This is a genomic window from Pseudonocardia endophytica, assembly GCF_004339565.1.
Lineage (GTDB): Bacteria > Actinomycetota > Actinomycetes > Mycobacteriales > Pseudonocardiaceae > Pseudonocardia > Pseudonocardia endophytica.
The window spans coordinates 114,274-137,925 of the sequence record NZ_SMFZ01000002.1 but is presented as its reverse complement, the minus strand read 5'-3'; the positions used below and the strand labels follow the sequence as shown (position 1 = coordinate 137,925).

At 73.1% G+C, this 23,652-nt stretch carries 23 protein-coding genes; 7 read left to right on the top strand and 16 right to left on the bottom strand.

Annotation, left to right across the window (positions count from 1 at the left end; translation table 11 throughout):
- Positions 1 to 35 precede the first annotated feature (35 nt).
- From EV378_RS19420 to dacB, 11 genes are all read right to left on the bottom strand, one after another.
- Complete coding sequence (locus EV378_RS19420) at positions 36 to 2,006, bottom strand: PrsW family intramembrane metalloprotease (RefSeq protein ID WP_207908806.1); 1,971 nt, start codon at positions 2,004 to 2,006, stop codon at positions 36 to 38.
- A gap of 66 nt (positions 2,007 to 2,072) precedes the next feature.
- Positions 2,073 to 2,534, bottom strand: coding sequence for a DUF3180 domain-containing protein (locus EV378_RS19415; RefSeq protein ID WP_132428367.1), 462 nt, complete (start codon positions 2,532 to 2,534; stop codon positions 2,073 to 2,075).
- Positions 2,535 to 2,551: 17 nt separating this feature from the next.
- Entirely contained in the window at positions 2,552 to 3,061 is a 510-nt protein-coding gene (folK, locus tag EV378_RS19410) for a 2-amino-4-hydroxy-6-hydroxymethyldihydropteridine diphosphokinase (protein WP_132428365.1), read from the bottom strand.
- Positions 3,058 to 3,432: a dihydroneopterin aldolase gene (gene folB, locus EV378_RS19405; RefSeq protein WP_132428363.1), complete on the bottom strand. Its 375-nt coding sequence runs from the start codon at positions 3,430 to 3,432 to the stop codon at positions 3,058 to 3,060. Before folB ends, folK begins: the two co-directional genes overlap by 4 nt.
- On the bottom strand, positions 3,429 to 4,304 hold the full coding sequence (gene folP / locus EV378_RS19400; protein ID WP_132428361.1) for a dihydropteroate synthase: 876 nt from the start codon (positions 4,302 to 4,304) through the stop codon (positions 3,429 to 3,431). The genes folB and folP overlap by 4 nt, the downstream gene beginning before the upstream one ends.
- 1 nt (position 4,305) lies before the next feature.
- Entirely contained in the window at positions 4,306 to 4,881 is a 576-nt protein-coding gene (gene folE / locus EV378_RS19395) for a GTP cyclohydrolase I FolE (RefSeq protein ID WP_243653650.1), read from the bottom strand.
- 68 nt (positions 4,882 to 4,949) lie between these two features.
- Entirely contained in the window at positions 4,950 to 7,469 is a 2,520-nt protein-coding gene (gene ftsH, locus EV378_RS19390) for an ATP-dependent zinc metalloprotease FtsH (protein ID WP_132428357.1), read from the bottom strand.
- A gap of 339 nt (positions 7,470 to 7,808) precedes the next feature.
- On the bottom strand, positions 7,809 to 8,372 hold the full coding sequence (gene hpt, locus EV378_RS19385; protein WP_132428355.1) for a hypoxanthine phosphoribosyltransferase: 564 nt from the start codon (positions 8,370 to 8,372) through the stop codon (positions 7,809 to 7,811).
- A 44-nt stretch (positions 8,373 to 8,416) separates the two neighbouring features.
- Positions 8,417 to 9,445 (bottom strand): tRNA lysidine(34) synthetase TilS, encoded by a 1,029-nt coding sequence (tilS, locus tag EV378_RS19380; protein ID WP_132428353.1) that lies wholly within the window; start codon positions 9,443 to 9,445, stop codon positions 8,417 to 8,419.
- Positions 9,446 to 9,562: 117 nt separating this feature from the next.
- Positions 9,563 to 10,621, bottom strand: a complete 1,059-nt coding sequence (locus tag EV378_RS19375) for a zinc-dependent metalloprotease (RefSeq protein ID WP_243653925.1) — start codon at positions 10,619 to 10,621, stop codon at positions 9,563 to 9,565.
- A 62-nt stretch (positions 10,622 to 10,683) separates the two neighbouring features.
- Positions 10,684 to 12,096 carry a D-alanyl-D-alanine carboxypeptidase/D-alanyl-D-alanine endopeptidase gene (dacB, locus tag EV378_RS19370; RefSeq protein ID WP_132428351.1) on the bottom strand — a complete coding sequence of 471 codons (1,413 nt, stop codon included), beginning with the start codon at positions 12,094 to 12,096 and terminating at the stop codon, positions 10,684 to 10,686.
- A gap of 172 nt (positions 12,097 to 12,268) precedes the next feature.
- Here dacB and EV378_RS19365 point away from each other — a divergent pair, with 172 nt between their 5' ends.
- A complete protein-coding gene (locus EV378_RS19365; protein ID WP_132428349.1) occupies positions 12,269 to 12,763 on the top strand; it encodes an inorganic diphosphatase in 495 nt (164 codons plus the stop codon).
- Positions 12,764 to 12,863: 100 nt separating this feature from the next.
- On the opposite strand, the gene EV378_RS19360 is transcribed toward EV378_RS19365, so the two are convergent.
- Complete coding sequence (locus EV378_RS19360; protein ID WP_132428347.1) at positions 12,864 to 13,316, bottom strand: MaoC family dehydratase; 453 nt, start codon at positions 13,314 to 13,316, stop codon at positions 12,864 to 12,866.
- A gap of 287 nt (positions 13,317 to 13,603) precedes the next feature.
- Here EV378_RS19360 and EV378_RS19355 point away from each other — a divergent pair, with 287 nt between their 5' ends.
- Complete coding sequence (locus EV378_RS19355; RefSeq protein ID WP_132428345.1) at positions 13,604 to 14,482, top strand: ATP-binding protein; 879 nt, start codon at positions 13,604 to 13,606, stop codon at positions 14,480 to 14,482.
- Positions 14,483 to 14,563: 81 nt separating this feature from the next.
- On the opposite strand, the gene EV378_RS19350 is transcribed toward EV378_RS19355, so the two are convergent.
- Both EV378_RS19350 and EV378_RS19345 read right to left on the bottom strand, forming a co-directional pair.
- Positions 14,564 to 15,109, bottom strand: coding sequence for a cupin domain-containing protein (locus EV378_RS19350; protein ID WP_132428343.1), 546 nt, complete (start codon positions 15,107 to 15,109; stop codon positions 14,564 to 14,566).
- Positions 15,110 to 15,152: 43 nt separating this feature from the next.
- Complete coding sequence (locus EV378_RS19345) at positions 15,153 to 16,124, bottom strand: LLM class flavin-dependent oxidoreductase (RefSeq protein ID WP_207908805.1); 972 nt, start codon at positions 16,122 to 16,124, stop codon at positions 15,153 to 15,155.
- A 172-nt stretch (positions 16,125 to 16,296) separates the two neighbouring features.
- Here EV378_RS19345 and EV378_RS19340 point away from each other — a divergent pair, with 172 nt between their 5' ends.
- The 3 genes from EV378_RS19340 (at position 16,297) to surE (ending at position 18,973) form a co-directional block, all read left to right on the top strand.
- Positions 16,297 to 17,265, top strand: a complete 969-nt coding sequence (locus EV378_RS19340) for a helix-turn-helix domain-containing protein (protein WP_207908804.1) — start codon at positions 16,297 to 16,299, stop codon at positions 17,263 to 17,265.
- 104 nt (positions 17,266 to 17,369) lie between these two features.
- Positions 17,370 to 18,164, top strand: coding sequence for a transglutaminase family protein (locus EV378_RS19335; RefSeq protein ID WP_132428341.1), 795 nt, complete (start codon positions 17,370 to 17,372; stop codon positions 18,162 to 18,164).
- Between the two features lie 23 nt (positions 18,165 to 18,187).
- Positions 18,188 to 18,973 (top strand): 5'/3'-nucleotidase SurE, encoded by a 786-nt coding sequence (gene surE / locus EV378_RS19330; RefSeq protein WP_132428339.1) that lies wholly within the window; start codon positions 18,188 to 18,190, stop codon positions 18,971 to 18,973.
- A 257-nt stretch (positions 18,974 to 19,230) separates the two neighbouring features.
- On the opposite strand, the gene EV378_RS19325 is transcribed toward surE, so the two are convergent.
- Both EV378_RS19325 and EV378_RS19320 read right to left on the bottom strand, forming a co-directional pair.
- Positions 19,231 to 19,659 (bottom strand): hypothetical protein, encoded by a 429-nt coding sequence (locus EV378_RS19325; protein WP_132428337.1) that lies wholly within the window; start codon positions 19,657 to 19,659, stop codon positions 19,231 to 19,233.
- Between the two features lie 59 nt (positions 19,660 to 19,718).
- Positions 19,719 to 20,732 carry an NADP-dependent oxidoreductase gene (locus tag EV378_RS19320; RefSeq protein WP_132428335.1) on the bottom strand — a complete coding sequence of 338 codons (1,014 nt, stop codon included), beginning with the start codon at positions 20,730 to 20,732 and terminating at the stop codon, positions 19,719 to 19,721.
- A gap of 90 nt (positions 20,733 to 20,822) precedes the next feature.
- On the opposite strand from EV378_RS19320, the gene EV378_RS19315 reads away from it, so the two are divergent.
- Together EV378_RS19315 and EV378_RS19310 are read left to right on the top strand one after the other, a co-directional pair.
- Complete coding sequence (locus tag EV378_RS19315) at positions 20,823 to 22,304, top strand: APC family permease (protein ID WP_243653649.1); 1,482 nt, start codon at positions 20,823 to 20,825, stop codon at positions 22,302 to 22,304.
- A complete protein-coding gene (locus EV378_RS19310) occupies positions 22,301 to 23,644 on the top strand; it encodes a type I glutamate--ammonia ligase (protein ID WP_132428333.1) in 1,344 nt (447 codons plus the stop codon). The genes EV378_RS19315 and EV378_RS19310 overlap by 4 nt, the downstream gene beginning before the upstream one ends.
- The last annotated feature ends 8 nt before the right edge of the window (positions 23,645 to 23,652 follow it).

Here is a 23,652-nt window from a genome sequence, read left to right as displayed (position 1 = left end):
GACGAGTGGCTGCAGCCGGTCCGGTCGGATGCCGGTCAGCGGCGGTGGCGGCCTTCGTCAGGGTGGGCGGCATCGTCCGGCTCGGCGTGCCCCGGATCCCGCGCGTGGTCGGCGGACGGGCCGGAGCTGCCATCAACAGCAGGTCCGGGTGGCCTGGCGTGGGCCGGCCGGGCCGGGGGCTCGCCCGCGGGCGGCGCCTGCACGGGGCCGATCGGCCGGGTGGGACCGGACGACGGCGCGCCCGACGAGGTACCGGGCGCGGGCGGACCGGGTCGGGCGTCGCCGGGCTGTGGCTGGACAGTGCCTCCGGGCTGTGGCTGGACAGTGCCTCCGGGCTGTGGCTGGACAGTGCCTCCCGGCGGTTGCCGGGCCGGGTCGCCGGGCGACGCCTCCGCCGGGATCCGCGGCGGTGGCTGGACCCGGTCATCGGGCGGCACCCGAACCGAGCCACCAGGCGGCGGCTGCACCGGGACGGTCGGTTGAGCAGGCATCGGAGGCGGACCACCGGGGCCGGGCGGGTGGGACGTCCCCGCGGGCGACTGGCCAGGTCCCGGGTGCGACTGGCCAGGTCCCGGGTGCGGCTGGCCAGGTCCCGGGGGTGGGTGACCGGGGTGCCAGCCGGGACCATGTGATGGAACCGTTCCCGGATGGCGTTGCGGCGCAGACGGTCCCGGCGGACCGAGGGGGTCTGGCTGAGGCGCGGACGGTCCCGGCGAACCGGACCGAACCGGCTGTCCGTACGGTCCCTGCGGGGCCGGCGCTCCCTGCGAGAGACGGATCGGTTGGCTGTACGACCCGTCGGGCTCGGGAGGCGGGGGCGGTTGCCAGCCGGGGGGCGGGGGCAGGCGCCATGCCGAGGTCAGGGCGTCCGGCATTCCGACGGCCTTGGCGCGGGCGGCGAGCACGGCGCGCACGCGCTCGTCGTGCTCGGCGGCGGCGCTGTCCTGGATCGCTCCCCGGGAGATGCGCGCCCGCAGGAACGCGAGCTCGGTGACGGCCGCCTGGTACTCGGCGACGGCGCGGGCGGCGTTCCGGCCGGAGCGTCGCTGCACCAGAGCCCGCCAACCACGGCGCCGGGACAGGTCCGCGAGAAGCGGCACCTCGCTGGGCGCGATCCAGCCCGCCGCGGCGAAACCGGGCAGCTCCGCGGTCACGACGGCGGCCTCCCGCCGCCGGGCGTACACCACGAGCACGATCAGGCCGACGAAGACCGGCAGCATCACGAACGCGTAGACCTGGAAGAACGTCGCGGGCGTCGCGGCGAGCACGGACGCCGCGTTCCACATCCCGTGCAGCACGACGGCCACGACGTAGCCGGCGAACACGGCCGCCACCCGCGTCGCGACGCTGCGGCTGGCCACCGCCAGACCCGCCCCGATCCCGATCATGCAGGTGAACAGCGGATGCGCGAACGGCGAGGCGATCCCGCGCATGAACAGCGTGCCCAGCACACCGGACGTCTCCGGGTCCACGACGGTGCGGCCCAGGTAGAGGATGTTCTCGGTGAAAGCGAAACCCGCCGCGACGACGCCCGCGTAGACGATGCCGTCCACGACGCCGTCGAACTCCTTGCGGCGGAAGATCAGCAGCCCGACGATGAACGCGCCCTTGACACCCTCCTCGACGATCGGTGCCACGAGCACCGGCGCCAGCAGGTCACCGGCGCCACGTCCGGCGGCCGCGTCCAACACGGCCGACGCACTCGAGTTGATCAACAGCGCGACCAGCGCGGACAGTCCGGCGCCCCAGGCGAACGCGGCCAGCAGCAGCCGCGGCGGCTCCGGCTCCCAGCGGTCCACCCAGAGGAACGTGGCGACCACCGGGACGACCGGGAGCATCGCGCACAGCGTGCCGACCAGCACCCCGACCGGACCGATCGTCTGCTCGACGATGCCGATCGTGATCAGCGCGCAGAGCGCGAGCAGCACCAGCCCGGCGACCGGGAGCAGTACCCCGCGCCGCTTCGCGGACGGGGCCGCTGTCGTCGGCGGCGCCGCGGAAACCATGCCGGGGAGCCTACGGGTGACGGCAGTCCGGCAGCAGCGGATAAGCGCCGGGACCGCCGAAAAGCATCATTCCGGGCGGCGTTCGGACTCCGGGTCGTCCGGCGCGCGGCAGCAGCGCTCCAGCCACAACGCGGCCCCGACGAGGACCAGCGCGCAGGCGAGACCGATCCCGCCGGTCACGCTGTCGGCCGACGCCGCCGTGACCGTGCCCGCGTCCGGCAGCGTGTGCACCAGCAGCCCGACCCAGAGACCGGCCACCGCCGATCCCGCGTACGCCGACGCCCGCGCCACCAGCAGCGCACGCGCCGCCAGCAGCGGATCGACCGGAGGGGCGTCGTTGCGCCGCTCGATCCGGTTGCGCAGCACGAAGCCACCCGCGAGCTCGGCGAGCCCGAGGACGCCGAGCACGACCGCCGCCGCGATCGGCAGGCTCGGGATGTCGGCGTAGAACAACCGCGTCAGGAGGTTCCCGACGACGACGGCGAGCAGCCCGACGGCCAGCAGGTTCTGCGGTCTCGTCGGCGCCATCGGGGCCCGGGACGGTGTCATCGCGCGCCCATCAGCGGGAGATCGTCCCGGCGGCGCATCGAGGAACGGTCCAGCCCGTCCAGCAGCCCGACGACGAGCCCGTGACCGTCCAGCGTCGCCGTCGGGTCCGCGTCGAACCACGGGACCAGCACGGTCGCCCGGGACGCGGTGCCGGGGTGCGGCAGGACGAGTTCGGGGTCGTCGCTGCGCACCTCGGAGCCGTCGTCGGCGCGCACGCTGACGATGTCGACGTCCAGCGTCCGCGGGCCCCAGCGTTGCTCGCGCACCCGCTCGGCGGCCGATTCCAGGGCTTGCCCGCGCCGGAGCCAGCCCCACGCGTCGAGCCCGGGATCGTCGGCCACCACGACGGCGTTCAGGAAGTCCGGCTGGTCCTCGACGCCCCACGCGGCCGTCTCGTACACCGGCGACGTCGCGACGAGCGCGGGCCCCAGGTCATCGACCACCGACCGCAGGTAGGAGATCCGATCACCCAGGTTCGACCCCAGCGAGAGCACGGCCCTGGTCATGATCGGGACCTCTGGAGCACGACCGCGACGTCGGCGAACTCGAGCGGGATCGGCGCGGACGGCTTGTGCAGCGTGACCTCGACGGACTCGACCCGGGGATCGGACAGCACGTCGTCGGCGATGCGCCCGGCCACGGACTCGATCAGGTCGTGCGGCGTCCCGCCGACGATCGCCGCCGTCCGCTGTGCCAGCGCGCCGTAGTCGAGCGTGTCGGCGAGGTCGTCGGACGCTGCCGCCGCGGACAGGTCGGCGGACACGACGAGATCGACGACGAAGTCCTGCCCGTCGCGGCGCTCGTGCTCGAACACGCCGTGCCGTCCGCGCACGCGCAGCCCGCGGAGCTCGATGCGATCCGTGCCTGCTGAGCTCACGGCGGCGGGTTCCCCAGCCAGGGCCCGGTCCTCGCGCGGGACGCCCCGAGCCGGCACGCCGTGCTGACCGCGACGGCGTCCATCGTGGACTCCACGTCGTGCACCCGGACGCCCCAGGCTCCGGCCACGGCGGCGAGTGCGCTCACCGCGGCCGTCGCACCGTCGCGTCCGGACGGCGGGCGGGGTGTGCCGTCCGCGTCGGCCAGCAGCGCGCCCAGGAACTTCTTGCGGGACGCGCCGACCAGCACCGGGAACCCGAGCGCGACGAGCACGTCCAGCCGTCGCAGCAACGCCCAGTTGTGCGAGGCGGTCTTGGCGAACCCGAGCCCCGGGTCGAGCACGATCAGGTTCGGGTCCACCCCGGCCATCACGGCGTGGTCGGCCCGCGCGACGAGCTCCTGGCGGACCTCGCCGATCACGTCCTCGTACTCGGCCAGCTGCTGCATCCGGTCGCTGGGCCCGCGCCAGTGCATCAGGATCCACGGCACCCGCGCCTCGGCGACGACGGCGGCCATCCGCGGGTCCTCGAGTCCTCCGGACACGTCGTTGACGACGGTGGCGCCCGCCTCGACGGCCGCGGCGGCGACCTCGGAGCGGGTGGTGTCCACGCTGACCCGCACACCGGAGGCGACGAGGTCGCGCACGACGGGCAGCACCCGGTCGCGCTCGATCGCCGGTTCGACCCGGCCCGCGCCGGGTCGGGTGGACTCGCCGCCGACGTCGACCAGGTCGGCGCCCGCGTCGCGCATGGCGATCCCGTGCGCGACGGCGTGGTCGTGGTCGAGGTAGCGGCCGCCGTCGGAGAACGAGTCCGGGGTGACGTTCAGGATGCCCAGCACCGCGCAGCGCCCGAGTGCGAACAGCGCACTCACGTCAGCCCTGCCTGATCAGCGACAGCGCCTCCGCCCGGGAGGACGCCGAGTTCTTGAACAGGCCGCGCACGGCCGACGTCGTGGTCCGCGACCCCGGCTTGCGGATGCCACGCATGGCCATGCACAGGTGCTCCGCGTCGATCACGACGATCACCGCGCGCGGGTCCAGCTTGCGCACCAGCGCGTCCGCGATCTGGCCGGTCAGCCGCTCCTGGACCTGCGGGCGCTTGGCGTACAGGTCCACCACGCGCGCGATCTTGGACAGGCCGGTGACCTGCCCGTCGACGGCCGGGATGTAGCCGACGTGGGCCACGCCGTGGAACGGCACGAGGTGGTGCTCGCAGGTGGAGAACATCGGGATGTCCCGCACCAGTACCAGCTCGCCGTGGCCCTCGTCGAACGTCTTCTCCAGCACCGACGCCGGGTCCACGAACAGCCCCGCGAAGATCTCGCCGTAGGCCCGCGCGACCCGGGCCGGGGTCTCCTTGAGCCCCTCGCGGTCCGGGTCCTCGCCGCAGGCCAGCAGCAGTTCGCGCACGGCCGCCTCGGCGCGGTCGATGTCGACGCCCTCCGGCACCGCGGGTGCGATGCCGGCGGCGACGACGTCCGACCGGAACGGGGGCGGGGCGTCCGTCGCCGAGGTGCTCAGCGTCCCGCCTCCGGGTCCGGCCCGCGGTCCGAGGAGGGCGGGGTGCCGTCGTGCGTCTCACCCCGGCCGTTCTGTGGCGTCGGCGGGGGCTGGGTGCTCCACGGTCCGCTCTGCACCGGACCCTGCTGCGACCCCTGCTGCTGATCGGAGCCGTCGGGTCCGTTCTGCGACGGTCCGTTCTGAGCGGGACCGTTCTGAGCGGGACCGTTCTGGGCGGGACCGTTCTGAGCGGGACCGTTCTGAGCGGGACCGTTCCGGCCCGGGTACGGCGCCTGCTGCTCGGCCCAGTTCGGCGGCGGCCAGGTCTGGCCCGCCGGCGTGGTCGCGGGTCGCCAGTTCGGCGGGGCGCCGTAGTTCGGGGCGACCGCGTTCGGCGGGGCCTGGCCACCGTTGTAGCCGCCGGACCCGTTCGAGCCGTTCGGACCGCTCGGGAACGACGGACCCGGCTGCCCGGGGTACCCCGGTGTGCCCGGGTTGCCGGGGACCGGTGCGCCACCGCCGTTCGGGCCCGGCTGGCCGAGACCGTGCGCGGAGCCCGGGTAGGAGCCGACCGGCGCGGGCTCGCGCTCCGGCTCGGTGGCGGGCGGCCACGGCTCGCCGCGCTCGTGCGCCCGCTCGGCAGGGGTCTGGATCGGCGGCTTGTCCGACGGCGTGCGCTGGCCGAAGTCGTTGAACGCGGTGATCCGCGGCCGCTTCTCGACCTGGTCGAAGATCCGCTCCAGGTCCTTGCGGTTCAGCGTCTCCTGCTCGAGCAGCTCCAGGACGAGGTTGTCCAGCACGTCCCGGTAGGTGTTCAGGATCTCCCACGCCTCGGTGTGCGCGGCCTCGATCAGCTTGCGCACCTCCTCGTCGATCTCGTGGGCGACCTCGAGCGAGTAGTCCGCCTGGTTGCCCATCGAGCGTCCGAGGAACGGGTCGCCCTGCTCCCGGCCGTACCGCACGGCGCCGAGCTTGGCGCTCATGCCGTACTCGGTGACCATCGCGCGGGCGATCTTGGTGGCCTGGTCGATGTCGCTCGACGCACCCGTCGTCGGCTCGTGGAAGACGAGCTCCTCCGCCGACCGTCCGCCCATGGCGAACACCAGCCGGGCGATCATCTCGGCACGTGTCATCAGGCCCTTGTCGTCCTCCGGGACGACGAGCGCGTGCCCACCGGTGCGTCCGCGCGGCAGGATCGTGAGCTTGTAGACCGGCTCCAGGTCCGGCATCGCCCATGCGGCCAGCGCGTGCCCGCCCTCGTGGTAGGCGGTGATCTTCTTCTCCTGCTCGGAGATGATCTTCGACTTCCGCTTCGGTCCGCCGACGACCCGGTCCACCGACTCCTCGAGCGCCGCGCCGTTGATCACCGTCGAGTTCTCGCGGGCGGTCAGCAGCGCGGCCTCGTTGATCACGTTCGCCAGGTCGGCGCCGGACATGCCGACGGTGCGCTTGGCCAGGCCGTCGAAGTCGACGTCATCGGCGAACGGCTTGCCCTTGGAGTGCACGCCGAGGATCGCCTTGCGGCCGGCCAGGTCGGGTGCCGCGACCGGGATCTGGCGGTCGAAGCGGCCAGGGCGCAGCAGCGCCGGGTCCAGGATGTCCGGTCGGTTCGTGGCCGCGATCAGGATGATGCCGCCGCGGGCGTCGAACCCGTCCATCTCGACGAGCAGCTGGTTCAACGTCTGCTCGCGCTCGTCGTGCCCGCCGCCGAGGCCTGCGCCGCGCTGGCGGCCGACCGCGTCGATCTCGTCGACGAAGATGATGCAGGGGCTGTTCTGCTTCGCCTGCTCGAACAGGTCGCGCACCCGGGACGCACCGACACCGACGAACATCTCGACGAAGTCCGAGCCGGAGATCGTGTAGAACGGCACGCCCGCCTCGCCGGCCACGGCCCTGGCCAGCAGCGTCTTACCGGTGCCCGGTGGACCGTAGAGCAGGACGCCCTTCGGGATCTTCGCACCGAGCGCCTGGTAGCGGCTCGGGTTCTGCAGGAAGTCCTTGATCTCGTAGAGCTCCTCGACCGCCTCGTCGGCGCCCGCGACGTCGACGAACGTGGTCTTGGGCATGTCCTTGTTCAGCTGCTTGGCCTTGGACTTGCCGAAGCTCATGACGCGGTTCCCGCCGCCCTGGGCGTTGTTCATCATCCAGAACAGGACGACGAGCACCAGCGCCAGCGGGATCATCGTGATCAGCAGGGTGGACAGGAACGAGTCCTGCCGGACGATCGTGTTGTAGTTCTCGATGCCGCGGGCCTGCTGCAACGAGGTGAAGATCGGGCCCGCGGACTGCGCCGGGTACGGCGTGATGATCTGGTTCTCACCGTTGACCGGCTGTTTGAGGGTGAGCCGGAGCCGCTGCTCCTTGTCCTCCATGACGGCGCTCTGGACGTTGCCGTCGGCGATCTGGGCCAGCGCCGTCGACGTGTCGACCTGCGTGTAGCCGCGGGTGTCGTCGAACAGCGTGCTGAAGCCGAAGTACAGCACCAGCAGCAGTGCGATCCAGATCAGCGGATTGCGGAGGAGGCGCTTGCGGTCCATGCAACGTCGGCCGGGTGGCCTTCACCTTCCCGAGAGTGGTTCACCGTCGCCGGGGGACACGCGGGACGTGCCTCGCCGGACGGCTCTGACCCGCCAGGATAGCCGCCCTGACGGGAACCCGCGCCGGGCGGGAGGAGAACGTCCCGATCCCGCGGAGGGGTTCGCCGGTGCCAACGTGCGGACGACCGGCGACGTTCCCCCGCGGCCGGCCCGCAGCGGTGTCCCGGAGCACATTCCCGAGCCTCCCCACCCCGAACGAACGGGCCCTTCGAGCAGGGACATTGCCCGAAGGTGCCGTTCGTTCGGAAAGGGGAGGGCGTGCTGCGCCGGGAGAGGGGGTCAGGCGTAGACCGTCGGGGAGAGCGTGCCGATGTAGGGCAGGTCGCGGTAGCGCTCGGCGTAGTCCAGCCCGTAGCCGACGACGAACTCGTTCGGGATGTCGAAGCCGACGTAGCGCACCGGGACCTCGACCTTCACCGCGTCCGGCTTGCGCAGCAGCGTCACGACCTCCAGTGAGGCGGGCCTTCGGGCGTCGAGGTTGTTCATCAGCCAGGACAGCGTGAGGCCCGAGTCGATGATGTCCTCGACGACGAGCACGTGCCGGCCCGCGATGTCCCTGTCCAGGTCCTTGAGGATCCGCACGACGCCGGACGACGACGTCGACGACCCGTACGAGCTGACGGCCATGAACTCGAGCTGGGTCGGGATCGGCAGCGCGCGGGCGAAGTCGGTCATGAACATGACCGCGCCCTTGAGCACGCCGATCAGCACCAGGTCGGTCTGGGGTCCCCCGGTTCCGCACGAGTCGCGGTAGTCCTCCGCGACCTTCGCGGCGATCTCGGCGATCTTCTCCCGGACCTGGTCCTCGGTCACCATGACCGACGCGATGTCGTCGTCGTACACGCCGAAAGGTCCTCCTCGTCCAAGCGTGCTCCTGCCGGGGAGGTTCACGACCCCCGCTCCCGACGGCGCAGTTCGAGCCTGCCATGTGTCCGGACCAGGTCCAAGTCACCGCCCAGCGCGGGCCCACCCTGTCCCCGCCACCGTCCGACGAGGTCGTCGGCGGCCCGGAGGTGCTCGTCGGTGAGGGCTCTTGCGCCGCCGTCGCGGAGCCATTCCCGCAGGACCCGGCGTCGCACGGCCGGTGGCAGGCCGGTCAGCGCGGCCACCGGGAGTACCGCCGTCACCCCGTCCGGGTGATCAATTACCTGCCCGTCCGGGGGACGGTCGCTGTCATGGGGATCACCCGGTGAGTGGACGCCCGCGGCCCATCCGGACAGGGCCTCGTCGTCGTCGCGCAGCTGGCTCGCCGTGCGCGCCAACGCCTCGGCGACACCGCCGCCGAGCACGTCGTCGAGCAACGGGAGCACCTCGTGGCGCAGCCGCGCGCGGGTGAAGCGCGGATCGACGTTGTGCGGGTCGTCCCAGACCGGGGTGCCGTTCTCCGCGCAGGCGTCCACCGTGCACGCGCGCCGCACCCCGAGCAGCGGACGCAGCCACGGCGGCGACCACGCGCGCATCCCGGCCAGCGACCGCGCCCCGGAGCCCCTCCCGAGTCCGAGCAGGACGGTTTCGGCCTGGTCGTCCACCGTGTGTCCGAGCAGGACCGGCGAGTCCGGGTGGGGACGGGCGTCCCGCAGTGCCCCGTAGCGCGCGTCCCTGGCCGCGGCCTCGATCCCGCCGCGGCCGTCGACCCGGACGGTGTGCACGGCGGCCTCGACCCCGAGCCCCCTGATCCGTTCCACCAGTGCCGCCGAACGGGCGTCGGACCCGTCCTGCAGCCCGTGGTCGACGACGGCGGCGTGCACCCGCCCCGGCCGCAACGCGCGGGCGGCGTCCAGCAGCGCCGACGAGTCCGCACCACCGGAGCAGGCGACCAGGACCGGAGCGGCCCGGACGGGCTCCGGCAGGCCGTCCAGTGCGCGGCGGACGGCCGTGCGCACCCGGCGCGACGCCGGACCGGGCGGCCCGGTCATCCGGCGCTCCGGCAGGCCGGGCCGCGCAGGCACTGGTGATCGGCTTCCCGGCAGTGCCCGCGGACGGTTCCGTCCGGCCACACTGCCGAGAAGGCGATCACGGGAAGTGGGCGGGGCTCAGGCGACGCGCGCCAGCCACTCGGCGGGCTCGTCCAGCTCGGCCCTGGTCGGCAGCGTCTCCGGCGACTCCCACACCCGGTTGACGCCCGCCATGCCGATCTCGGTGTCGACGTGCCGCACGAACGCGGCTCCGACGGCGTACTGCTTCATCTTCGCCTCGACCCCGAGCAGTGTCCTCAGGAGACGGTCGATCCAGCTGCCGCCCCTGCGGCGCGCGGTGAACCGCTCACGGATGGTCGCGACGCTCGGCACCACCGCCGGCCCGACGGCGTCCATCACGTGGTCGGCGTGCCCCTCCAGCAGCGTGGTGAGCGCGAGCAACCGGTCCAGCACGGCCTTCTGCTCTGGCCCCTGCAACAGTTCGACGAGTGCCAGCGGATCGCCGCCGGAGTCGCGCAGCGAGCGGATCGCCTCCGGCAGCCTGCGCAGCCGGTCGGCGTCCGGCTCGCGGATCGAGAGCAGCTGCGAGACCTGGGCGGAGAAGTGGTCGCGCAGCCACGGCACCGCGGTGAACTGCAGCCGGTGGGTCGCCTCGTGCAGGCACACCCACAGCGCGAAGTCCTCGCTGGCCACGTCCATCGCCTGCTGTGCGGCGTAGACGTTCGGGGCGACCAGGATCAGGCGGCCGGCGCCGTCCGGGCCGCCGAACGGGTCGTACTGCCCGAGCACCCGGGCACCGAGGTAGGACAGCAGCCCTCCGACCTGGACACCCGCGGCCGTCCCGGTCACGGCCCTGGCCGCCTTCGGCGCATACGGCATCTGCGCGTCCGCCGTGAGCGCGCGCATGCCGTCCAGCGCCGCCGTCGCCCACGCGGAGCGGTCGAGCACGTCGGCGGGCAGCAGCGGGAGCCCCGCGCCGAGCCCGGTGATCTCCCGGACGTGCCCCTCCGCAGTCGCGGAGTCGGTCCGGAGACGCTCGACGAGCTCGGCGGCGACCCCGGGATCGACCTGCGGCCCCGGCGGCATCAGGGTGGTCGCGGTCCGGCGGGCCAGCGCCCAGTTCACCGGCAGGCCGCGGTCCGTCCCCCGCTCGGAGCCACCGGGCCGGGTGGCCACGGGTGTGCTGCTCTGGTCGGTGTCCACCCGGTCCACGCTACCCGCGGACGGTCGCGGGCCGGTCAGGCGCGGCAGCCGCAGCGGCTCAGCGTGGCGGCCAGGTCGTCCAGCTTGGGCCGCGCGTCCGCCGGGGACGTCCCGTTGGAGATGAACGCGAACACGAGCAGCCGCCCGTCGACGTCGCTGACGACACCGGCCAGGCTGGACGCGCCGGTCAGCGTCCCGGTCTTGGCCCGGACCACACCGCGGCCGGCGACCGAACGCCCGTCGGTGAACCGGTCGGCGAGCGTGCCGCCGCCCCCGGCGACCGGCAGGCCGGTCAGGATCGGGCGCAGGTACTGCACGTCGTTCGGGTTCTTCGAGACGGCGGCGGCCGACGCCAGCACCGACCCCAGCAGCGACGTCGAGATCCGGTCCTCCGGGGAGAGCCCGCTGCCGTCGCGCAGCACCAGACCGTTCGTGTCGTAGCCGGCCTGGGACAGCGCGTCGGTGACGGCCTTCGCTCCGCCGTCGAACGACGGGTCCACCTTCCGCGACAGCGCGACCTGGCGGGCGAGCGCCTCGGCGGTCACGTTGTCCGACGCGGTGAGCATGTTCTCGACGAGCGAGGCGACCGGCGGGGATCCGACGCTGGCGATCGGGGACGTGCCGGGTGCGGCCCTGCCCTCCTTGACCTGGCTCGCCCCGAGCGCCTTGGCCAGCGCCTGCCCGGCGTCCTCGGCCGGGTTCGTGGACCGGGGCTGACCGTCCTGCACGGTCGGGTCCGGCCGTCCACCGTCGAGCATCAGCGACGTCATCGGGGTGATGTCCCCGGACTGCACGTCGCCCGGTCCCCAGCTCGGCGCCAGGTCCGGCCCGGTCCACAGGCTGGTGTCCGTGTAGACCGTCGTGATCGGACGGTTGACGGCCTTCTTGACCTCGGCCGCCAGGTCGTCGATGCGGGCCGGTTCGGGGTAGACCGAGTTCTTGCCCGCGGGCAGCGCCGTGAGCGTCGGGTCGCCGCCACCGACGAGCACCACCGAGTCGGGCTCCGGGCCGGGGACGACGCGGGTGGCGAGCCGGTCGGTCGGGTTCAGCGTGAGCAGGGCGGCGGCCGCCGTGAGCAGCTTGGTCACCGAGCCGGGGACCATCGGCTCGTTCTGGTCGCGCTGCCACATCGGCGGCGTCCCGCGCTGGGCCGACGCGTCGACGACGACGCCGCTGAGGGCGCCGAGGGCCGGGTCCTGCGACGGGTCGGTCAGCGCCTTCACCAGGCCCGCGGGGTTCGGCGTCGGCGCGCCACCGGGCAGCGGGCCGAGCTCGGGGATCGGCACCGGCGGGTACGCCGTCGCCGCGGTACCGAGCCCGAGCTTGTCCCGGGTGGCCGGACCGGCGAGCGCGACGGCTCCGAACAGGCCGGCCAGGATCGCGACGACGACGGCGATCACGGCCAGACGGCGCGTGCTCCGCTCGACCCGTCGGTGCCTGCGTCCCACATCCGGCTCCCTCGTCTCGACGCCCGTCCGGGCGATCCGCCGCTCGGCCTAGGTGACTGCACGGTCGGGCGCCGGGTCCCCCACACTAGGACCAGCACCGTCGCCGACCGCACCGACTCCTCGCGGGCCGGGCGACGGCGGAGAAGCACCCTCCCGACAGGAGCAACGAGCAGTGGACTTCGACGTTTTCATCGAGATCCCCAAGGGCGGCCGGAACAAGTACGAGCTCGACCACGAGTCCGGGCGGCTCCGACTGGACCGGACGCTGTTCACGGCCACCCAGTACCCGGCCGACTACGGGTTCATCGAGCACACACTGGGTGAGGACGGGGACCCGCTGGACGCGTTGGTGCTGGTCCAGGAGCCGACGTTCCCCGGCTGCCTGATCCGGAGCCGGGCGATCGGCATGTTCCGGATGAAGGACGAGAAGGGCGGCGACGACAAGGTCCTCTGCGTCCCGGTCGACGACCCGCGCCAGGAGCACCTGCGCGACATCCACCACCTGGCCGAGTTCGACCGGGCGGAGATCCAGCACTTCTTCGAGATCTACAAGACGCTCGAGCCGGGCAAGAGCGTCGAGGGCGCCACCTGGGTGGGCCGGGCCGACGCCGAGAAGGAGATCACCACCTCCTACCAGCGGGCCAAGGACGCGGGCCAGGAGCACTGACCCGCCCGTCCGGGGAGGGGCGGAGGTGTGACGTCCGCCCTTCCCCGACGCGCGCCGGCGGGCACCGTCGGGGCCGGCTTCGGTCGTCGGCCGCCCGGCCTCAGACGTGCTGGCGCGTCAGCCACTCGGCGACGAGCGCCGGCTTCTCGGCGCCCTCGATCTCGACGGTCACGGTCGTCGTGATCTGCACGCCGCCGGTCACGTCCGTCACGTCGGTGATCTGGGTCCGGCCGCGGACCCGGCTGCCGACCGGGAGCGGGTTGATGAACCGGACCTTGTTCAGCCCGTAGTTGATGCCCATCTGGACGCCCTCGACCTTGTACGTGTGGGCGATCAGCTCGGGCAGCAGGGACAGCGTCAGGAAGCCGTGCGCGATCGTCTGGCCGAACGGGCCCGCCTTCGCCTTCTCCTGGTCGACGTGGATCCACTGGTGGTCGTCGGTCGCGTCGGCGAACTGGTCGACCCGGTCCTGGTCGATGGTCAGCCAGTCGGTCGGCTCGAGCTCCTCGCCCTTCGCCGCCTTCAGCTCGTCGACTCCGTTGAAGACGCGCATCCGTACGCCCTTTCCTCGCCAGGGTTCGTCGCCGGAGCACCTCCAGCGATCACCGGCTTCACCCTGCCACACCCGTCCGGCCGCGGGTGTGGCCCGCGAGCCACGGACGGCGGCCGACCGGACCGCGGACTATCGTCCGCGGCGGGACCGGCGGACGACCCGGCCCGCGAAAGGTCTGAATCGAGCCGATGTCTCCCGCGAGACCCGCGAACCGGCCATCGCCTGCCGCCACCGCCGGAACGGTGCACCGTGCCGTCCCGTGCCGTGGGCCGGAACACCAGGCGGCGATGCTGCGGGCACCGCTGCGGGCGGCGCTGGAGCGGGGTGACCATGCCGTCGCCGTCGTCGACGACCGGTGTCGGGCCGAGCTGGACCGCGATCTGGGGCCGGACGCGGGCGTCGAGTACCGCCCGCCGGAGCGGATGCACTCGGCACCTGCGTTCACCGTCGCGACCCGGTGGGCCCGCGCGGCTCGCGCGGCGGCCCGCGGAGGGAACGGGAGGCGGCTGATGGCGGTCGGCCAGCAGTTCGATTTCCCGAACACCGACGCCGGCTACTGGACGCGGCTCGACGTCGCGCTCGGGCACGTGCTGCACGGGCTGCCGGTCACGATGCTCTGCTGTTTCGACGACGCCCCCGGCGCCCGCGATGCCGCGGGCACGATGCACGACGTGTTGCTGGTCGACGGCGAGGAGGTCGCCAGCCGCACCCGTCGTGGCGACCGCGACCTGCTCGCCGACCACCCGCAGCCGCCCCCCGAGGCGCTCGGCCCCCCGCTGCTGGACACCGAGGTCGACCTCGCCGGGCTCGCCGGGATGCGACGGCTGGTGCGGCGCGAGGCGGTGCTCTCCGGTCTCGGCCCGTTCCGCGCCTCGGACTTCGTGCTCGCGCTCAACGAGATCGTCGCGAACGGGGTGGAGCACGGGTCCGGACGGCCGCGGCTGCGGATGTGGCGCACCGCCGACGAGCTGGTCGGCGAGGTCAGCGACGCGCACCGCACCCGCCTGCCGTTCCCCGGGATGATCGCCCCTCCGGCCGCGGGCAGCCGGGGCCGCGGGCTGTGGCTGGCCTCGGAGCTCACCGACGTGCTGCAGGTGTGGACCGCGGAGGACGACCCGGACTGCCCGGACGGGATCGTCGTCCGCGCACGGATGAGCCCGCCGTAGGCGACGGCCGCACCCACCGGGCCGGAGGCGGCGCCGTGATGATGGCGTCCGGTCCGCCCGGCCGGAACGGGTCCAGGATGCTCATCGCAGGGGTGCGTCGGCCGCGACGAGCGCGAAGGCGACGACGAACGGCACGGAGCCCTCGTTGAACCAGGCGTGCGGCGTGCCGTTCTGGATCAGGCAGTCGCCGGCACGCATCCGGATCCGGACGTCGTCGCCCGCGGTCATCAGTCCCTCGCCGGCAAGCGCGACGATGTAGTCGACGGTGTCGGTGGTGTGTGTGCCCGGCCTCGTCGGGTCGAAGGTCGCGGCCATCCCCGGCAGCTTCCGTTCGGCTTCCTCGGCCGCGGCCGCGAGGGCGTCGGACGGCGTGCCCGCCGGCGGGACGTAGTCCAGTCCCGGTGGAATGGTGAGGAAGCCGAAGCGGAGCCCGTGCGCAGGCGGGAAGAAGGTGTGCGCGGAGCCGCCGTCGAGGTCGGTCACCGGGACCGTCGGCCTGGCGTCGAGCTCCCACATCCGATGGATCTCGGCTCCGGGCAGCATGGCGACGGTGACCGGTGGGACGTCGGCGTCGGACAGGACGACGGGCTCGCCGGTGGTGCGGTGGCCCATCACGATGCGGCGCATGCGTGCTCCTTCGAAACGGTCTGGTTGATCGGGGCGCTGCGGCTCAGCCGTGCATGGCCTTCGCGAACGCCTCCAGCTCGCGCGGGACGTCCGGGCCTGCGGGCTGGTAGGCGATCTCGGTCGCGCCGGCGGCCTCCAGCTGGGCGAGCCGTTCGCGCCACCCGGCCGGGCTCATCGCCGCTCCGCTCGCCGCGAGCACCTCCCCGGTCACGAAGGGCCGGTCCCGTTCGTTCACCGCCCAGAGATGGCCGTCGTGCAGCTCGATGTGCCGGGTCTCCTCCGGGATGTCGGCGTACGCGGCCGCCCATCGCTCGCCGTCCGGGACCATGTCGAGCCGGTCGAACTCCATCGCGAAGTGCAGCCACAGGCTGGCCGCGTGCCCGGCGGCCGCGATCGCCCGCCCGGATCCGGGGTCCTCGGCCTCGTCCAGCACGGTCCCCAGGGTGAGGTTGACGCACCAGTCGAAACCGGGGACCGGCTCGGGGACGGAGAACAGGCCGTCGGCCTCCTCCCGCGCCACGGTCAGGCCCTTCGGCCCCATCGCGGCCGCTACGAAGGGCAGCTCGATCGGCCGGGCCGCCGCGAACCCCGGGTAGTGCATCATCGTGATCGTCGCCCCGTCCCACTCGACGAGCTCGCCGCGGAGCAGGGCCTTCACCACGGACATGTAGCGGGCGACGTCGGGCCAGCGGCTCGGCCGCTGGCCGAGCGTGAGCCGGCCGGTGAAGCCGGTCCCGAAACCGACGCAGACCCGGTCCCGTCCGGCCAGTTCCACCAGGTTCGCGATCGCCGTGGCCGTCACCATCGGATGGCGCAACGCCGGGACCAGCACCCCGGTACCGAGCCCGATCGTCTCGGTCAGGTCGGCAGCGCGGGCCAGTTGCATCCACACGTCGGCGCACAGTGCCGGCGAGTCGTAGAACCACGCCCTCGCATAGCCGAGTTCCTCGGCGATCCGGGCGTGCTCGGGACTGTCCAGCGACGTGTTCAACGCACAGGATCGGGTCAGGGCCATCGGGTTCCTCCGCACATCCACGAGGCGACCCGCAGGAAACTAGGCAGCGGTCCGACCGCGATGTTGTGCCTGAACGAACCGGTGTTGCGTCTCCGCGCAGAGTCGTCCGGCGAAGCGGTGCCCGCCTCGACGACCGTCGCTACCCTCCTTGGCGAGCCGGAAGGAGCCGGACGTGGCCGAACCGCCGTCCGCGATGACGCGGAGCTCGCACGAGTACCTGGTCGAGAGGTCGACGACGCGAGAGGTCCCGCCATCCCAACGCGCCGAGTACTGGACCGAGCTCGTCAGCGGGTTCCACTGCCGGATGCGGTTCGAGTTCGCACAGCGTGGGAACTTCGACGGGACCACGGTGCGCCAGCGCACGCGCAACTACCAGCTGGTCGGCTGGCGTTCCGACGAGGACACGATCGGGCGGACGGCCCACGGGATCCGCACCGACCCGGACGACGACTACCGGCTGATCTTCCCGGTACGCGGGACGATGGCGCTCCGGCACGCAGGCGTCGAAACCGGGCTGCGACCGGGTCGGGCGGGGCTCGCCCCGATGAGCGTGCCGTTGCAGATCTGGCAGGGCGGCGGCACCGAGGCGTTCGTGCTGACCGCCCCTCGCTGCGAGTTCGACCGCAGGCTGCCCGACGGAGCTCCCCGGGTCACCGCACTCGACGTGTCGAGCGGGCTCGGCAGGCTGGTCGGTGACCTCGCCGTCGGCCTGTTCGAGGAACGGGACGCGCTGGACCGCAGGCAGTTCGATGCGGTGTCCGACCGGCTGGTGGAACTCGTCTGCCTGATGCTGCTCGGCGAGGACCGGCCGGGCAACGAGACCCTGGCCGACCTCGAACGAACACTGCGCCGCTACGCACGCGAACACGCGGGCGATCGCGAGCTGAACCCGCACACCATGGCGCGGGCGGTGGGGTGGTCGCTGCGGCAGATCCAGCTGGCGCTCAAGCAGTCGGGTATCACGCCGACAGCACTGATCCGGGAGGAACGGCTCCTGCTGGCCAGGGACCGCCTGCGCGGCCTGCCACACGAGCGAGAGTCGATCACCGACATCGCCCTCCAGCTGGGCTTCTCCTCGACCGGCGCATTCAGCACGGCGTTCCGGGAGCGCTTCGGGATGCGCCCGCGGGACATCCGGTGACCGGGTCTCCGGTCCGGGCCGTGGCTGCGTGACCGCCGGGTACCTCCACGCCCGTACCGGCCCGTCCGCTCGCCACGCGCCGGTCGGACGGCCAGTATGTCTCCATGGATGCCGTCGCGCGGTTTCTGAACCTGGTGGCGGGTGCCGAACCGGCGCTTGACGAGGCCGCGCTGGCCGTCGCCGCCGGGGCCGACCCCGCCCTCGACCGGTCCGCCGCCCTCGCCGAGCTGGACCGGCTCTCCGACGGCGTGTCCGACGTCGACTCGCTGGTGACGCGGCTGTTCGTCGAAGCGGGTTTCACCGGCAACGCCGAGGACTACTACGACCCGCGCAACTCCCTGCTGCCGGACGTGCTGGACCGGCGCACCGGCATCCCGATCACCCTGGCCGTCGTGACGATGGAGGTCGGGCGACGGGCGGGCATCCCGCTGGAGGGCGTGGGCATGCCGGGCCACTTCCTCGTCCGGACACCCGGTACGCAGCACTACCTCGACGTGTTCGACCGCGGCCGCCGGATCGACCGGGCCGGGTGCGAGAACCTGTTCCGGCAGGTCACCGGCGTCGGGCCGGAGACGCGGTTCGGGTCGCACCTGCTCTCCCGGGTCTCCACACGCCAGCTGCTCGCGCGGATGCTGGAGAACCTCCGCGGGATCTACCGCGACCACAGCGACCACGTGAACCTCGAGTGGGTGCTGCGGATGCGCCTCGGGCTCCGCCACGAGGGGCCGGAGCTGGTCCGCGAGCTCGCCGACGTGCTCGGCGCGCAGGCACGCTGGGACGAGGCGGCCCGCCTGCTGGAGTCGTGGGCGGACGGCCCTGGTCGCGGGGCGAAGGCGGGATCCGACGTCCTCGACGCGGTCCGCAACGAGGCCCGTCGGCAACGCGCGCACCTGAACTGAGTCCCTCTATATAGTCCGGTGACGTGTCGCGCCGCCCCCTCGCCCTGCTGACCAACGACGACGGGATCGACTCGCCGGGGCTGCACGCCCTGGCGCGCGGGGCGCTCGACGCCGGGTACGACGTGATCGTCGCCGCCCCGTCGGTGGACGCCAGCGGTGCCGGGGGCTCCGTGCAGGCCGTGATCGAGGACGGGCACGTGACCGTGCAGGAGCAGGAGATCCCCGGCCTGCCGGGGGTGACGGCGTACGGGGTCTCCGCGCAGCCGGCGTTCATCGTGCTCGCGGCCGGGCAGGGCTGGCTGGACCGGGAGCCGGACATCGTCCTGTCCGGGATCAACTACGGGGCGAACCTGGGGCGCAACGTGCTGCACTCCGGCACCGTCTGCGCCGTGATCGCCGGGACGATGAACCGCTGGTCAGGGCTCGCCGTCTCGATGGACACCGGGCTGTCGATGCCGGAGTCGCCGCACTGGGAGGCGCCGCTGAGCCTGCTCGGCGGCGTCCTGGGACGTCTGCGGGAACGCCCGGCGGGGACCGCGTGGACGATGAACGTGCCGAACCGTCCCGTCGCGGAGCTGGAGCCGCTGCGTGAGGCGGAGCTGGCCGAGTCCGGCGCGGTGCAGGTCCGGATGCAGTACCGGACGCCGGAGGGCCCGCGACCGGCGGGCCTGCGGGTGATCGTCAGCGAGGACTTCGGCGGCAAGCGCCCGGACGACGACGTGACGCTGCTGTCGCTCGGGCACCCCACGTTGACCGAGCTGGCGCCGATGGGGTCTCAGCCGATCGGCTCAGTGGTGCACGCTCCGTAGATCCCCGTGCACCACATGCGTACCCCGCGTGAACACCGGACGAACGGACCGTGCATCATGCCGCCATGCGGAGCGTTGATCCTCGTCACACATGGTCCACCGGATTCGCGCGCACAGTGGCCGAGGAGCTCCGTCGCGGCGTGGACTCCGGCGTCCTGACCTGGGGCGAGGCCGACGAGCTGCTCGCCAGGCTCCGCACCGTGATCGACCAGGCGATCGACCTCACACCACTGCCCGGCTGACGCCGCGGCGGACGCTCAGTGCTCGTCGCGACCGGTGAGCTCGTGCTCCAGCTCGTCGGCCAGGTGCACGACCTGCCGGAACGGGAACTCGAACCCGTCCAGGCCGGAGTCGCGCAGCGAGATCGAGTGCCGGAACACCGCGACGCCGTCGGTCGCCACGACCCCGCCGACCGGCGATGCGCTGGCCAGCTCCAGCAGCTTCGTCACGTCGACGTCGGCGGTCCGGGCGATCGGCGAGCTGATCTGTGCCCACTCCCGCTCGTCGGACGAGACGGCCGCGGCCTTCTCGGTCACGCCGGCGTGCCGCTCGTGCACGCGGCGGACGACGACGAGCTGCGTGCGGTCGCCGGAGGTGGGGAGGTTGAACCACAGCTCCCCGTCGGTCTGCCGCATGATCTCGTATCGCACCCGCACGTAGGACAGCAGATCGTCCCAGGTCGCCACGTCGATTCCCCTCCGGTCGCCCGACGGGGCGAACCTACCGCCCCGGCGACCTGCCTCCCCTACCGGGCGAGTCGCAACACCAGCTTGCCCGTGTTCTCGCCGCGGAACAGGCGCAGCAGCACGTCGCCGAAGTCGTCCACCGAGCCGTCGACGACGTCCTCGCGGCTGTGCAGCCGCCCCTCGGCCAGCCAGCCGGCCATCGCCCTGCCGGCCTCGGCGTACCGGTCGACGAAGTCGAAGACCACGAAGCCCTCCATCCGGGCGCGGTTGACCAGCAAGCTCATGTAGTTCTTCGGACCGGGCGGGACCTCGGTCGCGTTGTAGTTGCTGATCGACCCGCAGATCACGACGCGCGCGCCGCGGCGGATCCGGGTCAGCGCGATGTCCAGGATCTCGCCGCCCACGTTGTCGAAGTAGACGTCGACGCCGTCCGGTGCGGCCGCGCGCAGGGCCTTCTTCACGTCCTCGGCGCGGTAGTCGATCGCGGCGTCGAAGCCGAGCTCGTCGGTGATCCAGGCGCACTTCTCCGGCCCGCCCGCGATCCCGACGACCCGGCAGCCCTTGAGCTTGGCGAGCTGCCCGACGACGCTGCCGACCGCGCCGGCCGCCCCGGAGACGACGACCGTCTCGCCCTCACGCAACGCGCCGACGTCGAACAGTCCGAAGTAGGCGGTCATGCCGGTCATGCCGAGCACGGCCAGGTACGTCTCGATCGGCACGTCGGCCGTGGGGGTGATCTTCTGGACGCCCCGGCCGTCGGACTCCGCGTAGTCCTGCACGCCGAACGTGCCGGACACGACGTCGCCGACCGCGAAGTCCTGGTGCGCGGACGCGACCACCTCGCCGGCGGCCAGCGCGCGCATCACCTCGCCGATCTCGACGGGTGGGACGTAGCTCCTGCCGGCGTTCATCCACCCGCGCATGGCCGGGTCCAGCGAGATGTGACTGATCCGCACGACGAACCGGCCCTCGCCCGGCTCGGGCACCGCCTCGGTCGTGTGCTGCCACACCTCGGGCCCCGGCAGCCCGACCGGACGCTCGGCGAGACGGACCTGGTGGTTCTCGGAACTCATGCGTCCTGTCTACCCCGGCCCGCCCGCCGACCGTTGACGCGGGCGGGACGGCGCTGCTGAAGTTCCCTCACGCCGAGGAGGTGGCACGACGTGCAGACCGAACCCCCGTCACCCCGCCGGCTGCGGCGCGAGCTCAGCCTGTGGGAGGCCATCGGCATCTCGGTGGCGCTGATGGCGCCGTCGATGGCGGCGAACATCAATCCACAGGGGACGGCGGGCACGGTGGGCCGCGCCGTCCCGCTGGCGTTCTTCCTCGCGACGCTCGGCGTGCTGCTGATCGCCTGGACGTTCGTCCGGCTGTGCCAGCGGTACAACCACGCCGGCTCGGTGTACGGCTTCGTCGGCGCGACGCTCGGGCCGCGCGCCGGCGTGGTGTCCGGGTGGTCGCTGATCGGCACGTACACGTTCTACGGCGTCGTGACGTCGTCGGCGTGCGGCATCTTCCTCGCGTCCTTCCTGGACTCGCTCGGCGTCTGGACCGACCAGCCGTCGTGGGCCCCGTTCGTCGTCACCGCCGTCGTCCTGCTCGGCGTGTTCGCGCTGACCGTCACGCCGGTCCGGGCCGCGACCCGGCTGCTGCTCACCGTCGAGGGCGTCACGGTCCTGCTGATCCTCGTGGTCGCTGTCGTCGTGCTCGCCCGGCTCGTGAGCGGGACCGCGCCCGGTGGGCACGCGTTCACGCTCGACGTGTTCACCGTGGCCCCGGGCACCGACGCGTCGGTCGTGTTCCTCGGCGTCGTGTTCGGCTTCCTGTCCTTCGCCGGGTTCGAGGCCGCCGCGACGCTCGGCGAGGAGGCGCGCAACCCGCGCCGCAACATCCCGCGCGCGATCCTCGGCACCGCGATCTTCGGTGGCGTCTACTTCGTGTTCGTCACGGCCGTCGAGGTGATGGGCTTCGGCGCGGACGACACGGGCATCGCGGCGTTCGTCGCGTCGCCCTCGCTGATGGGGGACCTCGGCACGCAGTACCTCGCCGCGTGGGTCGGTGACGTGATCACGCTGGGCGCCGCGGTCAGCGCGTTCGCCTGCTCGCTCGCCTGTGCCGTCGGCGGCTCGCGGCTGCTGTACGCGCTCGGTCGCGACGGCGTCGGCCCGGCCGTGCTGGGGCGTGTGTCGGCGCGCAGTGGCGCACCGGTCGGGGCCTCGCTGGCGGTCGTGGCCGGCATGTACGTGATCGTGGCCGTCTACATCGCCGCGTTCGGCGCCGGGCCACAGGACTCGTTCCTGTGGAGCGGGTCGATCGGCACGCTGATCCTGCTCGCCGTCTACGTGATCGCGACGATCGGTGCGATGCGGCTGCTGTTCTTCTCGCCGTCCGCGGGCGGGCCGCGCACCCGCGGGTGGGAGATCGTGATCCCGGTACTCGGCCTGGTCGTGCTCGGCTACACGCTCTACCGCAACGTGTGGCCGATCCAGGACGGCGCGGCCCGCTGGTTCCCGGTCGTCACGGCCGTGTGGATCGTGCTCGGCCTTCTGTACGTGCTGGCCCGGCCCGCCATGTCGCGGCGGGTGGGCGAGCGCCTGACCGCGGAGGAGGGGCTCGCGCCGCAGCCCCGGGCGACGGCACCGTGACGGACCGGGCCCGCGCGCTGGTCCCGGAGCTCCGGAGCCGGGGCGTCCAGGGGGTCGTGCTGTCGTTCGTGGACACCGCGGGGATCGACCGGATCAAGGCCGTCCCGCTGGAGCGCCTGGAGGGCGCCGCGACGTGGGGCGTCGGCATGTCGCCGGTGTTCGACGCGTTCCGGTCCGACGACGTGCCGATGTCCGGTCCCGGCACGCTCGGCGGCCCGGACGGCGACCTGCGGCACGTCCCCGACCTCGACCGGCTCGTCGTGCTCGACGCCCAGCCGGGCTGGGCGTGGGCGCCGGTCGACCGCCGCACCCAGGACGGCGACGTCCACCCCGGGTGCGCGCGGGGTTTCGCCCGCCGGCAGGTCGAGGCCGCGGCCGCGGACGGCCTGCGGTTCCGGATGGGCATCGAGGTCGAGTGGGCGGTCAGCCACGGCGACGGCGACACGTTCGTCCCCGCCTGCACCGGGCCCGCGTACGGCATGGTCCGGCTGCTCGAGCGCAGCGACTACCTGCGGGACGTCATGGTCGCGCTGCAGCGCCAGGGGCTCGACGTCGAGCAGATCCACCCGGAGTACTCGGACGGGCAGTACGAGGTGTCCGTCGCGCCGGCCGACCCGGTCACCGCGGCCGACCACAGCGTTCTCGTGCGGACCACGATCCGGGCCGTGTCCGCACGACACGGCCTGCGGGTGTCGTTCGCACCGAGCGTCGTCCACGACCACGTCGGCAACGGCGGGCACGTCCATCTGTCCGTGTGGCGCGGCGACGTCAACCTGCTGGCCGGGGGCACCGGGCCGTACGGGACGACCGACGGGGGCGCCGCCGCCGTCGCCGGGGTCCTCGACGAGCTGCCCGCGTTGCTGGCCGTCGGCGCCCCGACGCCGGCGAGCTACCTGCGGCTGGTGCCGTCGCACTGGGCCGGCGTGTTCGCCGCCTGGGGACACGAGACGCGCGAGACGGCGCTGCGGCTGGTCACCGGCAGCCGGGGGGAGCAGGGCAGGCGGGCCAATCTGGAGGTCAAGTGCGTCGACCTCGCGGCCAACCCCTACCTCCTCGTCGGGTCGCTGATGGCCGCCGCGCGGCACGGGATCCGGACCGGGGCCACGCTCCCACCCCCGGTCGTCGGCGACCCGGCGTTCGCCGCCGAGGACGACCGGCCCGCGCGGCTACCGACGTCGCTGGGCGAGGCGCTGGCCCGGTTCGCCGGGTCGGACGTGCTGCGATCCGCGTTGGGAGAGCGGCTGACCGGGGCGATCGAGGTCGTCCGCCGCGGCGAGATCGACCGGGTCGCCGACCTCACGCCCGAGCAGGTCGTCGCCGCCTACCGGTGGATCTTCTGACGTCCGGG